General features: G+C 69.9%; 13 protein-coding genes. 2 read left to right on the plus strand and 11 right to left on the minus strand.

Features of this window, described 5'->3' with window-relative positions:
- Positions 1-141: 141 nt before the first annotated feature.
- Both ACFYWX_RS25400 and ACFYWX_RS25405 read right to left on the minus strand, forming a co-directional pair.
- A complete protein-coding gene (locus ACFYWX_RS25400; protein ID WP_389426391.1) occupies positions 142-609 on the minus strand; it encodes an aldehyde dehydrogenase family protein in 468 nt (155 codons plus the stop codon).
- Positions 525-869, minus strand: coding sequence for an aldehyde dehydrogenase family protein (locus ACFYWX_RS25405; protein ID WP_389426392.1), 345 nt, complete (start codon positions 867-869; stop codon positions 525-527). The genes ACFYWX_RS25400 and ACFYWX_RS25405 overlap by 85 nt, the downstream gene beginning before the upstream one ends.
- 407 nt (positions 870-1,276) lie before the next feature.
- On the opposite strand from ACFYWX_RS25405, the gene ACFYWX_RS25410 reads away from it, so the two are divergent.
- The gene (locus ACFYWX_RS25410) at positions 1,277-1,519 is read left to right on the plus strand and encodes a hypothetical protein (protein WP_389426393.1); all 243 of its coding nucleotides are present in this window, start codon (positions 1,277-1,279) and stop codon (positions 1,517-1,519) included.
- A gap of 76 nt (positions 1,520-1,595) precedes the next feature.
- On the opposite strand, the gene ACFYWX_RS25415 is transcribed toward ACFYWX_RS25410, so the two are convergent.
- The 8 genes from ACFYWX_RS25415 to ACFYWX_RS25450 form a co-directional block, all read right to left on the minus strand.
- Positions 1,596-2,681 carry an aldo/keto reductase gene (locus ACFYWX_RS25415; protein WP_389426394.1) on the minus strand — a complete coding sequence of 362 codons (1,086 nt, stop codon included), beginning with the start codon at positions 2,679-2,681 and terminating at the stop codon, positions 1,596-1,598.
- Between the two features lie 215 nt (positions 2,682-2,896).
- Positions 2,897-3,892 (minus strand): SMP-30/gluconolactonase/LRE family protein, encoded by a 996-nt coding sequence (locus ACFYWX_RS25420; RefSeq protein WP_389426395.1) that lies wholly within the window; start codon positions 3,890-3,892, stop codon positions 2,897-2,899.
- A gap of 142 nt (positions 3,893-4,034) precedes the next feature.
- A complete protein-coding gene (locus tag ACFYWX_RS25425) occupies positions 4,035-4,895 on the minus strand; it encodes an aldo/keto reductase (RefSeq protein WP_389426396.1) in 861 nt (286 codons plus the stop codon).
- Between the two features lie 57 nt (positions 4,896-4,952).
- Positions 4,953-5,951, minus strand: a complete 999-nt coding sequence (locus ACFYWX_RS25430) for an aldo/keto reductase family protein (protein WP_389426397.1) — start codon at positions 5,949-5,951, stop codon at positions 4,953-4,955.
- Positions 5,952-6,228: 277 nt separating this feature from the next.
- Complete coding sequence (locus ACFYWX_RS25435) at positions 6,229-7,482, minus strand: MFS transporter (RefSeq protein ID WP_389426398.1); 1,254 nt, start codon at positions 7,480-7,482, stop codon at positions 6,229-6,231.
- Positions 7,483-7,838: 356 nt separating this feature from the next.
- Positions 7,839-8,717: a helix-turn-helix transcriptional regulator gene (locus tag ACFYWX_RS25440; protein ID WP_389426399.1), complete on the minus strand. Its 879-nt coding sequence runs from the start codon at positions 8,715-8,717 to the stop codon at positions 7,839-7,841.
- A gap of 666 nt (positions 8,718-9,383) precedes the next feature.
- Positions 9,384-10,109 (minus strand): GntR family transcriptional regulator, encoded by a 726-nt coding sequence (locus ACFYWX_RS25445; protein WP_389426400.1) that lies wholly within the window; start codon positions 10,107-10,109, stop codon positions 9,384-9,386.
- A gap of 84 nt (positions 10,110-10,193) precedes the next feature.
- On the minus strand, positions 10,194-10,793 hold the full coding sequence (locus tag ACFYWX_RS25450) for a DUF998 domain-containing protein (RefSeq protein ID WP_389426401.1): 600 nt from the start codon (positions 10,791-10,793) through the stop codon (positions 10,194-10,196).
- A gap of 149 nt (positions 10,794-10,942) precedes the next feature.
- On the opposite strand from ACFYWX_RS25450, the gene ACFYWX_RS25455 reads away from it, so the two are divergent.
- On the plus strand, positions 10,943-11,089 hold the full coding sequence (locus ACFYWX_RS25455) for a hypothetical protein (protein WP_389426402.1): 147 nt from the start codon (positions 10,943-10,945) through the stop codon (positions 11,087-11,089).
- Between the two features lie 9 nt (positions 11,090-11,098).
- Here the strand turns inward: ACFYWX_RS25455 and ACFYWX_RS25460 are convergent, their stop codons facing one another.
- Positions 11,099-12,145: a LacI family DNA-binding transcriptional regulator gene (locus tag ACFYWX_RS25460; protein ID WP_389426403.1), complete on the minus strand. Its 1,047-nt coding sequence runs from the start codon at positions 12,143-12,145 to the stop codon at positions 11,099-11,101.

Genomic DNA, 12,145 nt, shown 5'->3' on the forward strand with positions numbered 1-12,145 from the left:
CGGCCCGCATTTGGCGATTTCCCCCTGGCCCCGAACCGAGCGCGCGGCACAGCTGGTACGTCGGGCCTGATCAGCGCCGACAGGGCTGAACGGGCAGGCGCCCTCAGCGGGTGTTCCGTGGGGCGCCGCTCCGCGGACCTGTCAGGCGGTGACCCAGTAGGTGCGTGTGTTGGTGAACTCGCGGATGCCGGCGGCGGCCAGTTCACGGCCGTAGCCGCTGCGCTTGGTGCCGCCGAAGGGCAGGCGTGGGTCGGAGGCGACGATCGCGTTGACGAAGGCCGCTCCGCTGGTGACACGCCGGGCGAGGGCGACGCCACGGCCGGGGTCGGCCGTCCAGACGCTCAGGCCGAGCCCGAACACGGTGGCGTTCGCGAGTCGTACGGCGTCCTTGTCGTCCCGAGCGACGGCGAGGGCGGCGAGCGGCCCGAAGGTCTCCTCGTCGAAGGCGGGCATGCCCGGTCCGGTGTCGGCCAGGACGGTCGGCCGGTAGAAGTAGCCGTCGCCGGGGAGCGGTGCGCCTCCGGTCAGCAGGCGGGCCCCGGCAGCGACGGACTCCTCGACCTGTCGATGGATCGCCGCCCGCAGGTCGTCGCGGGCGAGCGGGCCCACCTGGGTGTGATCGGCTTGCCCATCTCGGTGACGGCCAGAGCGGCGAGGCGGTCCTTGTGCTGGCGGAGGGTACGGGCCAGTCGGGCGGCGCGGGCGGCCCGTTCGCCGACCGGTGCGAGGGCCCAGGCGCGGGCGGCGGCATGGGCTCGTGCCACGGCGCCCTCCGTGCGGGCCTCGTCCCAGCCGTCGTACGTGGCCAGCGGCTCACCGGTGGCGGGGTTGTTTTCTGGGGCGGATGAGCCTGTGGTGTGACGTGGCACGGGAAGGTTTCGTTGGTTCTTCGAGGCTCGTTCTCGGGGGGTATGGCTCTGTGGCGGGTTGTTACGAAAGAGTCAGTTCTGTCCCTGGAGGAATTCGTCCAGATCGTCAAGCCGCGGATGGTGGGCATGCGGCAGGAGATGTGCCGGGTACCGCGCTGCGGACGGCCGGCGAAGTCGGCCCAGGTGGCACTGTGCGATCCGCACCACCGTCAGCGGGTGGACACCCTAAAGCTGATCATGGAGGACTTCCTCGCCCACCCCGCGGTCATCCCGCGGGCGAGCACGGGGCAGTGCGAGGTGGAGGTCTGCTACCGGCTGCGTGACTACGACACTTCGCGCTACTGCCAGGCACACTCGCTGCGGCTGAAGTCCGCCCGCAGACGCGGTGAGGTGAGCGACGAGGAAGTATGGCGGCGTACGACCTCGGCCATCCCGATCGTGAGCTGTGTCTGCGGGGACTGCCGGACCGGGTCGTCGCGGAGATCCTCTACGGGCTGCAGGCCCGCACCGAGGCGGGTATCAGGATCGACCTGCCGCGCCGACGGGGCAAGCGGCCCGGCAGCGCGGTCCAGCCGTACGTAACGGCGATGAACCTGCTGTCGGAGAGCCTGCGCCTGCAGCGTGAGGACGGCGGAAACCACCGAGGCTGACCACTTGCATGTGGCGGCAGTGCTCGCCGACATGGGCGTACACCGAGCCGTGCGTACGCGGACCCGCTCGGCGCGGCTATGCGTGACCGAGAGGTGCGTCGCTTCCGCCGTCGATGAGGTTCGCCTGGGCTTTGCTGCCGTGGAAGTCGCGGGAGCGCTGCGCGGTGCCGAAGCCTCCATAGGGGTAACCGCCGTGCTGCGGTGCGTTGACGGTGTTGAGGGCGGCGGTGGTATCGGCGTCGAGGTGCAGTTCGGCCGCACCGAGGTTCTCGGTGAGGTGGGTGAGGGTGCGGGCGCCGACGATGGGAGCGGTCACTGAGGGCTGGTCGGCTGCCCAGGCCAGGGCGACCTGGCTGGGCGTCGCGCCGGTCTCGCGGGCGATGCGGACGACCGCGTCGATGGTGTGCCAGTTGCGGTCGGAGGCGGCGTACTCGGCGGAGACCCACTGGTAGAGCTCGTCTTCGGAGCCTGCGCGGGTGTCGGCGGCGGGGGTGCTGCCGCGCTGGTACTTGCCGGTGAGGAATCCGCCGGCGAGCGGGGACCAGGGCAGCAGGGAGACGTTGTTGTGCAGTGCGGCGGGGATGACTTCGTATTCGCTCTCCCGGGAGAGCAGGCTGTACTGCTGCTGGAGCGTCACGGGCACGTGGGTGCCCATCTGCTGTGCGGTGGAGAGGGTGAGCTGGAGCTGCCAGCCGGTGAAGTTGGACAGTCCCAGGTAGTTGATTTTTCCCGCGTGGACGGCGTCGTCGAGGAAGGACAGCGTCTCCTCGATCGGCGTCAGGGGGTCCCAGGCGTGGATCTGGTACAGGTCGACGTGGTCGCGTCCGAGGCGGCGCAGGGATCCGTCCAGTGATCGGCGCAGGCGTCGCCGTGTGGAGCCGAGGCTGTTGACGTCGGTGCCGGTGCCGTAGCGGCCCTTGGTGGCCAGGACGACGCGGTCGGTGACGTCGCTGGGGCGGCTGGCGAACCAGCGGCCGATGATCTCTTCGCTGCTGCCGCCGCCGTAGACGTTGGAGGTGTCGACCAGGTTGCCCCCGGCGTCCACGAACGCGTCCAGGAGCGCGAACGCCTCGTCTTCAGGGGTATGGACGCCGAAGTACATCGTGCCGAACGCGATGCGGGAGATGGCGGTTCCGGTGTTGCCGAGCTTGCGGTACTCCATGGTGCTCCTTGTCGTTGTGCGGCTCACGCCGCGGTGGGGGGAGAGCTGCGGCGGGCTCGGGACGACCTGGACGGTTCGTGGCATCGGTCGGAGGCGGCGACCGGCTTCTGTGGGTCAGGGGGCGGCGGTGTCACCGTCCCCCGAACAGACTGGACGTCATCGCCTCCGCGCCGACTTCAGCCCGCTTGGCGGGCCTTGGGGTTCCCCGGGCCGCCTCAGTGGTGCCGGGGGTGCGCGGTGAGGGCATCGAGGTTGATGGTTCCGCGCTGCAGTTTCGCGTCGTGGGGTGCGTTGAATCCGGCATTGGCGATGAACAGTTCATTGCCGCGTACGGCGGTGGTGGTGGGTGAGGCGAGGCCGTCGTCGACGGTCAGGGCGGTCTCGTGGGTCCCGTTCGGGTGCACGACGCTGACCCGGTCAGTCGGGTCGTTCTGCGCGGCGAAGACCGTGTCGGAGTGATTGTTGAGGAAGGAGAAGTCGTCGAAGTCGGGGAGGTTGTCTGCGACGGTGTGGATGCGGCCGGGGGTCCCGTGGGCGGTGACCGGGATCCTCAGCAGCTTTCCCTGGCTGTAGTTGCTCACCCATACGGCGCCCTCGTGGAAGCGGACGCCGTTCACGCCCAGCGGCAGGGAGCCGTCGGGGTCGGCTGCGAGCGCCGGGCCGTTCAGCCAGATCTTCGCCGGTCCACCGGTAGCGGGCACGGCCCATACCGTGCCGTTGTAGCTGTCAGCGGCGTAGAGGGTACGGCCCGCCCGATCGATGGCCAGGCCGTTGGGCAGGCCATCGGGCAGGGCTGCCAGACGCTGGGGGTGGCCATGCGGGGGCAGTTTCCAGGTCCCGTTCCGGGAGGCGTCGTCGGAGTCCACGTTGTAGTAGACGGTGCCGTCGCTGCCGCGGGCGTTGCCGGTGATCTGATCGCCCAGGTGCCCGCCGACGAGGGTGGTGCGCTGTCCGGACGAGGTGATGCGGATCAGCTTCGGCGGCTTGTTCGCGGGGACCCCCAGCAGGGACACGGTCAGGGAGCCGTCCGGGTCGACGGTGATGTTCTCGGGTGAGTCGCCGGAGGCGAAGTCGAACGCGGCCGCGGTCTTCACCCGGGTGATGACCGGCTGCGTACGGTCTCCTCCGGCGGCCGCGGACGCGGACGGGGGCGAGACGAGAACAGCCGCGAGAGCGGGGATTGCTGCGACGTGAGCGAAGCGAATGCGCATGGTGTTGCTTCCTGTGAAAGCGGCTGGAGGACGACGGAGCGGTGTCCTGCGTCTCCGGGCCGGGCGGTGCCCGGCCGACCACCTGGTGGCCGGGGAAGGTAACTGGGGGTGGGTGACTGCGGGAGTGAGGCGCGGCGCGGCATCAGGTGTCGAACCGCACTCCGCCGAGCCACGTGACCTTTTCGGGGTCGTGGTGGTCGAAGATGTGGCTGCGGCCGGTGTCCAGGCCGGCGATGCGTGCCATCTCGTCGTCGGTGAGCTGGAAGTCGAAGACGTCGAGGTTCTCTGCCATGCGTTCGGGCCGCACCGACTTCGGGATCACGACGATCTCGCGCTGGACAAGCCAGCGAAGGGCGATCTGAGCGACGGACTTGTCGTGGGCGCGGGCGATGTCGACGAGCACGGGGTTGTCGAAGAAGCCCTGGCCGCCTTCGGCGAGCGGTCCCCAGGACTCGTGCCGGACGCCGTGCTGACGCATCAGGTTCTGGTCGCCCGTGCGCTGGAAGAACACGTGCGTCTCGATCTGGTTGACGGCGGGGACGATCTCGTTGTGGGTGATGAGGTCGGCAAGCCGGTCGGGGTAGAAGTTACTGACGCCGATCGCCCGGGTGCGGCCGGCCCGGTTGAGGTCCTCCATGGCCCGCCAGGCGCCGTAGTAGTCGCCGAAGGGCTGGTGGGTCAGGTAGAGGTCGAGGTAGTCGAGACCGAGGCGGTCGAGCGAGCGGTCGAAGGCGTGCATGGCGCTGTCCTGGCCGTAGTCCTGGATCCACAGCTTGGTGGTGATGAACAGTTCGTCGCGGGGGATGCCGCTGGCGGCGATGGCCCGGCCCACGGCGCGCTCGTTCTCATACGCCGAGGCGGTGTCGAGCAGGCGGTAGCCGGCTTCGAGCGCGGCTTCCACCGCCTGCTGGGTCTGGTCTTCGGGGATCTGGAAGACGCCGAAGCCGAGAATCGGCATCTGCACGCCGTTGTTGAGGGAAATGTGGGGGATCTTGCTGGTCATGGCTGAGACCTTCGCTTTCTGGCTGTGGGGGGCGTCGGCCGGGCAGCAGCCGTCTGCTCAGCGGTGCTTGACTCCGGCCTGGGCGGAAGTGGCGAGGGTGGGTTCGGTGACGGGGACGTCGCCGAGGGCCTGGTCGACGGTCGCCAGCAGGGCGTCCGACAGCTTCGCGCCGGAGGCGGCGGCGTTGGCGTGGACCTGTTCGGGGCGGGAGGCGCCGGTGATGGCGGAGGCGACTTCGCTGCGGCGCAGGACCCAGGCCAGCGCCAGGGTGGGCATGCTCATCCCGGCCTGCTCGGCGATGGGCGCGAGGCGCTGGACCGCCTCCAGGATGGCGTCGCTGTAGACGAGGTCCTGGGAGACCGCCATCGTCTCGGTGGCGAACCGGCTCCCTTCGGGGACGGGCTGGCCGGGCTTGTACTTGCCGGTCAGGACGCCCTGGGCGAGGGGGGACCAGACGATCTGGGAGATGCCGTTCGCGGCGCACAGGCCGAACACCTCGGCCTCGGGGGCCTGCCAGAGCATGGAGTACTGCGGCTGGGAGGAGACGAACAGGTCAGGGCCGGCGATGTCGATCGCGGCCTGGACCTGCTCGGGGGTCCACTCGCTGAAGCCGAGGTAGCGGACCTTGCCCTGCTCGACGACCTTCTGGAACGCCTCGATGGTGTCCTCGATCGGCACGGACGGGTCGAAGCGGTGCGCCTGGTACAGGTCGACGTAGTCGGTCTTCAGGCGCGTGAGGGAGGCGTCGATCTGCTGGGCGATCTGGGCGGGAGACAGGCCCTTGTCGGCCGGGTCGTCGGACATCGGGCCCCAGACCTTGGTGGCCAGGATGTAGGAGTCGCGGGGGTGGGCGGAGAGGATCTCGCCCCATGCCGTCTCGGCGGCTCCTCGCCCGTAGACGTTGGCGGTGTCGAAGAAGTTGATGCCGGCGTCGAAGGCCGCTTCGACGCAGGCACGGGTCGCGTCGGCCTCGATGCCGCCGGCGTAGGTCAGCCACGAGCCGAGGGAGATCTCCGAAACCTGGAGGTCCGAGCTGCCGAGTGTGCGGTACCGCATGGATGCTCCTTGCTGGTTCGGTGTTCGGTGCAAGTCCCCTGGTCAGCGTCGGCGGGCCGCCGGTTCCAGGGCGGGGTTGGCGAAGCTGCTGTCGGCCGGGGTGATGACCGTGCCAGGGCGACGGGGGCGGCGATGCAATCCAAGACCACGGAGTCCAGGACCACGTCGGCCGCGGGCAGCGGAGTCTCCAGATGCTGGAGCGTGCGCGGGCCGATGAGGACCGAGACGACCGCGGGATGGTCGCCGGACAGGGAGGGCCCGGCCTCCCCAAGCGGTGTCAGCTCCGCGCTGATTCCGTCTTGCGGTGAGAGGCGGCCAGTAGGCCCAGCGGCAGCAGGGCCGCGAGGGCGAAGGCGAAGCCGACCAGCGACGGGCCCTTGAGGCCCAGGCTGGAGGTCAGGGCGATGCCGCCGATCCAGGAACCCGTGGCGATGCCGACCTGGAACGCGGACGTGGCCAGGGCCATGGGCAGGGACCGGCCGGCTCCGGCGATGTGGACGACCTCGCCGACCACGATGGGGTTGTTGGCGAAGCCGGCTGCGCCGAGCAGCACGACCAGGACGACGGCCACGACGCTGTTGGTCGCCCACAGGGTGATGGCGCCCAGGATCACGGCCGTGACTGCGGTGGCCGGGATCAGCGTGGTGTAGGGGCGGCGGTCGCCGAGGCGCCCGCCGACCGTGGTGCCGGCCAGCGCGCCGATGCCGAAGCCGAGCATCGCCAGCGGCACCACGGCCGTCGCGAGGTGGGCCCGCTCGGTCAGCAGCGGGGCGACGTAGCTGTAGGCACCCATGATGCCGGCCTGGATGAGTGCGGTGGCCAGGTAGACCAGCCACAGGCGCGGATGCTTGAGCGCGGCCGTCTCGGCGCGCAGGGAGCTGTCGGCACGTGTGGTGTCGGCGGGCACCCTGCGGGCCACCACCACGGCGGCAGCCACGGCGAAAGCGGCGAGCATCCAGAAGGGGGTCTGCCAGCCGCCCAGCTGGCCGGCTGCCGTACCGAGCGGGACGCCGACGATGTTGGCGAGGGTGATGCCGCCGACCATGACGCCCGTGGCGCGGGTGCTGGCGGCCGGTCCCGCGGCGGCGGTCGCCACCACCGCGCCCACGGCCCAGAAGGTTCCGTTGCCCAGCGCGGCAGCGACCCGGCCGACGAGAGCGAGCCCCAGGTTGGAGCTGAGCGCGCTGACGACGTGACCCGCGGCGAAGACCAGCAGCGCGGCGACCAGGGCCGAGCGACGCGGCAGGCGCTGGGTCGCTATGGACATCACGGGCGCGCCGATCATCATGCCGACGGCGAAGGCGGTGATCAGCATCCCGGCGCTGGAGATGCTGACACCGAGGGTGCCGGAAATCTGCGGCAGCAGGCCGGAGACGACGAACTCGCTGGTGCCCATGATGAAGGCGATGGCACCCAGCAGCCACACCACCGGCGGCAGCTTGACTTTCCCGGCAGGCGCTGCCGTGCCGCCGTCACCCGTGAGGGGTGCGGCTGCCGAGGTGTCCGGCTTCGTGGAAGAGGGGGAACTCACTGACGATCCTTTCAAGAGAGCTGGCGCGGGCCCCGGTCATCCGGAGGCGTTCCGGTAAATCGGCATGCGCGCCGTAGGTGGTGCGAGCGGAGCAATTCAGGCCCGCCGCAATCCACGAAACCAGCAGCCGAGCCCGGCAGACAGTCACGCTTGTGAGGGGTAACAGCAGGGACCCCCTCATGACGAGAAGGTGAGCGTGTACACGGCGAATCGGGGTAAACGGCCGCGGCACGGGAGGTGGGCGGTCTCGATGGCCGGAGCTGACGTGACGCCGGGTGCGGCGGGCGTGAGATGCAGCGGGCCGAACGGCCTGAGGGCGGTGCTGGGGCGGGGAGTCCCGCAGGGGCCAGCTGGCGTCAGCGCTCGGTGTGGGCCTGAGAGGAGGCCGCGTCCCGGTTCCGGCTCGCTGCCAAGCTGGCCAGCAGCTTCAGGGCGTCCGCGGCCGGGGTGCCGGGGTCGGCGCTGTACACGGTGATGGACAGCCCCTGTTCACCGGGCAGGTCCAGACTTTCGTGAACCAGCTCCATCTCGCCTACCGCCGGGTGGTGGAACCGCTTGGTTCCCTCGGTGAAGACGTGCACGTCGTGCGCGCCCCACATGGTGCGGAAGGCGTCGCTGCGGGTGGACAGCTCACCGATCAGGTTCGACAGCTCCCGGTCGTAGGGGTTGTTGGCTGCCTCGACACGCAGCACCCCGACTCCGTCGCGGGCCACGCGTTCCCAGTCGGGGAACAGCCGGGTGGCGCGGGGGTCGAGGAAGACGAACCGGCAGGTGTTGGCCGGCTCCACCTCGAAGACCTCGCTGAGCAGAGCGCGGGCGAGCGGATTGGCCGCCAGGAGGTCCATGCGGTTGTTGCGCACGTACGCCGGCTGGTCGTGCAGGGCCTCGACGATGCGCAGCACACTGGGCCGCACGATGGCCTTCTTCGGGCGGCGCCGGAGCCGGGCCGCACTGGTGTTGGCCGCCCGGGCCAGGGCGTAGAGGTGATCCCGCTCGGTGTCGTCCAGGCGCAGCGCCTGGGCGAGGGCGTCCAGGACGCTGTCGGAGACCCCGGAGAGGTTGCCCCGCTCCAGGCGCGTGTAGTACTCGACGCTCATCCCGGCGAGCATCGCGACCTCACCGCGGCGCAGCCCGGGCACACGCCGCTGCCCGTACACCGGCATGCCCGCCTGCTCCGGCGTGATCTTGGCGCGGCGGGACTTGAGGAATGCGCTGACCTCGGCCCGGTTGTCCATGGATCCCAGCGTAGGAAAACGAAGCGATCAGTGGGGGTCCCTGTCAGTACCCCTCACAGCACGGACTCCCACGACAGGGCCGGAGCGGAGTTCCTTGCTACCGCGCTGTCGTCGACCCGGCCGCAGTCGGCCTGAACTTCGAGGCACTCGTCTTTGCCACTCTGCGCTGGGAGACCCCCGATACCGTCACGGCCTTCGAAGAGGCCACGGCCACCGTCGCGTCCAGCCCGCGGACGAAGCGGCGGCTGTCAGCGAGCCCGACTACCTCCTGCGGGTCGCGACCACCGACCTGGTCGCATTCCAGGAGCTGTACGACCAGCAGCTCGCCCGACTGCCGGGGTAGTCCAGCGTCTGAACTCCGCCCTTGTCATAAAGAACGTCATCAACGACCGTCCCGTGCCCGAGAGTTAGTCCTCACCGGACTGTTGCGCTGAATCGCTCGATCCAGCGATGGCGCGACAGCTGTTGCACTCGATAGCGTGAGGCTCACCGGCGTTGAGCGTGCGGCATAGGACGGCCCCTCGCATCGAACGGGAATGCATTCACTCGTGCATCCACTCGTGCCTGCATTCTGTATCCAGACCTGTATACAGCAATCGAGCCACGGAAACCACAGACCTGAGCGGACGTGGACGGACGGTCCCCGGGGAACCCTCGCGCTGCGACTCAGCCCGCGACGTCCACCTGGACGTCCGCCCCAAGTGTCAGATCCTGGCTGGTCAGGCTGTCGATGAGCGCCTGGAGGGTCTGCGCGAGGTGGTGCCGGCAGGCCGCCTCCGCCGCCTGAGCGTCTCCCAGCGCGATCGCCTTCAGCATCGCGCGGTGCTCCTCCAGCGACGTCAGCATGCGGCGCGGCCCACTGTGCGAGAGATGGCGCAGGCGTACGGTCTGACCGCGCAGGTCGCGGATCGTGCGGGCCAGGTACGGGTTGCGGCACGCGGCGATGACCGCCTGATCGAAGCCCTCACTGATGTCGTAGAACTTCTGGTACGAGCGGACCTGCGCGGCGGCGTCCAGCGCACGGAAGGACGCGTCGAACTCCTCCAGCCGCTCCAGCAGTTCACGGAACGGCACCAGCACCCGCTCGTCGGCCGCGCCCGCCGTCGCGACCGACGCGGCCGCACGGGGCTCCAGCAGCATCCGGAACTCGAACAGGGCCCGCACCCCGCCCAGCGAGATGGGGGCCACCCGGGCCACCTCGCCCGGCACGAAGTCGACCAGACCGTCCCTGGCCAACCGCCGAATGGCCTCCCGCACGGGCGTGCGCGAAGCGCCCAGCTCCTCGCCCAGCTGGACCTCGCTGAGCTTGGCGCCCGGGCGCAGCCGCAGCGACTCGATGTCGCCCTTCAGCCGCTCGTAGACCGCTTCGCTCTTACCAGTCGCCCGAGCCATGGATCTCCTCACCGTCCCGCCGCACACTTCGCTGTATACAGCCTAGCGCGGTGTCCATCTCGCCGGTGCGGACGTCGGTCGCAGTCAGGTCGGGAGTTCCTCGTGATCTCGGTGGCGGGCACAGGAGGCCACGACCACGAAGGGCCACAGGGACTGAACGGACGTCACGATGCGTTCGGCGACACCGACGGCACCGTGCCCCTGCATTTCGACCCAGAACCATGCTGCGCCCACGCCCATCAGCGCGGTCACCACGAGGGAGGGTGCGGGTCGCAGCCCCCACGGTGTGGCTGCCCTGCGGTCGGCGGCCAGGACCGGCCACACCGCCAGAAGAGTGAACCCGGTCACCGTGACCGAACCGTGGCGCAGGGAGCCCCCGCTGCTCGGTGCCGGGAGCAGCGCCACCACCAACGCCGCCACTCCCCCGGCCCCCAGCGCCACGCGTCCGGCGAGCGCTGCCGGGCGCAGCCCCCAAGCGGTCAGCAGGTGACAGGCGCCGAGGGCGACCAGCGCTCCCGTCATCACCCAGAACCCCGGAGCGCCGTAGGCCGCCAACACGCTGATCGTCTGAGTGACAGGGTCGTATCCGGAACCCTCGAGCAATCCCGCGATCGTCCAGCCTCCGGCCCACAGGACGGGCGCACACCCCGACGAGAGCAACGCCCACCTAGGCACAAGTCGCATCAGCCCACCGTAAAACACCCGAACTCCCCGCCGGTGCGCACACGCGCGTCTTCGCAGAACAGCTGCAATGTGCGGCCTGAAACGGCTGCGCCCGGGGTAGACGAACAAGCAAGTGATCACTACCTGGAAGTCCAGGGAAGGGGGGACTCATGTCCACAGTCATCCAGCGCATCAAGCAGTTCGCCAAGAGCCCGCAAGGACGCCGCACGATCGACACGGCACGGCGAGCCGCAGCGGACCCGCGCCGCCGTGCTCAGGCGCAACGCCTGCTCGACCGACTGCGCAAGCGCAGGTGAGCCGCGGGTTCAGCCGACGAGCGGCACGGACGGGACACCCGGCGGCATGTTGAACGGCGTGACCACCTGAATCACCGAGGGCAGTGAGGGGCCGTCGTCGGGCAGTGCCTGGCGCGCGCGCATGATGACCTGGCAGGCGCGGCGCATGTCCTGGCGCAGGTCGTGATGGAGGACCGCGGACAGGCGGCGCTCGCGCAGGAGACGGGTGTTGTCGTGGTCGAGGTCGTGGGCGATGAACACCGCGCACTCCCGCTCGAGCGCGTCGAAGGCGTCGAGGGTCGCCAGGTTGCCCCCGCCCACGGAGTAGACGGCGATGATGTCCTCGTCGCGCTTGAGCGCCTCGAGCACGAGATCGTGCTGGGTGGCGTCCAGACCGTCGCTGTCGGTGACCTCCACCAGGGAACGCTTCGGGTCCGCGAGGCGCATCGCGCTGCGGAAGCCCATCTCACGCTCCTCCTCGCCGCGGAAGGAGCCGCGGCTGATGGTGGTGAGCACGTTGCCGGGCCGGCTGCCGAGCCACTGTCCGAGCAGGTAGGCGGCGGTGGCGCCCGCCGCGCGGTTGTCGATGCCGACGTACGCCAGACGCGCGCTGTGCGGCACGTCGGTCACCAGGGTGACGACGGGGACGCCGGCCGCGATCAGTCGCCCGACGGCGGCTGCGATCTCCGGCTCGTCGGGGGCCTTGAGGATCACGCCCTGAGAACCACGCTTGGCGATCTTGTCCAGGGTGCCCACCAGCTCGTCGGGAGGGCAGGTCTCACGGAAGTGGAAGCGCGACCGCACGAGAGCCGGATGCAGGGAGGGCAGTTCGGCCTCCAGCGCGTCCCGTACCGCGGTCGAGAAGCGCTCCGGGGCCTGCATCACGATGTCGATCATGAAGGTGCGGCCGGCGATGCGGACCTGGGTCTGCTGGCGGTCCAGGTCCTTGATGGCTTCCCGCACCTCTCTGATGGTGCTCTCCCGCACATTGCCCCGCTGGTGGAGGACGCGGTCGACCGTGGCCGTGCTCAGTCCGGCCTGACGGGCGATTTCCCTGATCGGGTAGGGGTGACGCAT

Origin of the sequence: Streptomyces sp. NPDC002888, assembly GCF_042888465.1 — a bacterium.
In the GTDB taxonomy this organism is placed as follows: domain Bacteria; phylum Actinomycetota; class Actinomycetes; order Streptomycetales; family Streptomycetaceae; genus Streptomyces.

Bases quoted from the DNA above. Each gene is read 5' to 3' on its own strand.
- ACFYWX_RS25410 (WP_389426393.1), top strand. From the start codon at position 1,277: ATGGCGGCGTACGACCTCGGCCATCCCGATCGTGAGCTGTGTCTGCGG.
- ACFYWX_RS25415 (WP_389426394.1), bottom strand. From the start codon at position 2,681: ATGGAGTACCGCAAGCTCGGCAACACCGGAACCGCCATCTCCCGCATC.
- ACFYWX_RS25420 (WP_389426395.1), bottom strand. From the start codon at position 3,892: ATGCGCATTCGCTTCGCTCACGTCGCAGCAATCCCCGCTCTCGCGGCT.
- ACFYWX_RS25425 (WP_389426396.1), bottom strand. From the start codon at position 4,895: ATGACCAGCAAGATCCCCCACATTTCCCTCAACAACGGCGTGCAGATG.
- ACFYWX_RS25430 (WP_389426397.1), bottom strand. From the start codon at position 5,951: ATGCGGTACCGCACACTCGGCAGCTCGGACCTCCAGGTTTCGGAGATC.
- ACFYWX_RS25440 (WP_389426399.1), bottom strand. From the start codon at position 8,717: ATGGACAACCGGGCCGAGGTCAGCGCATTCCTCAAGTCCCGCCGCGCC.
- ACFYWX_RS25445 (WP_389426400.1), bottom strand. From the start codon at position 10,109: ATGGCTCGGGCGACTGGTAAGAGCGAAGCGGTCTACGAGCGGCTGAAG.
- ACFYWX_RS25450 (WP_389426401.1), bottom strand. From the start codon at position 10,793: ATGCGACTTGTGCCTAGGTGGGCGTTGCTCTCGTCGGGGTGTGCGCCC.
- ACFYWX_RS25455 (WP_389426402.1), top strand. From the start codon at position 10,943: ATGTCCACAGTCATCCAGCGCATCAAGCAGTTCGCCAAGAGCCCGCAA.
- ACFYWX_RS25460 (WP_389426403.1), bottom strand. From the start codon at position 12,145: ATGCGTCACCCCTACCCGATCAGGGAAATCGCCCGTCAGGCCGGACTG.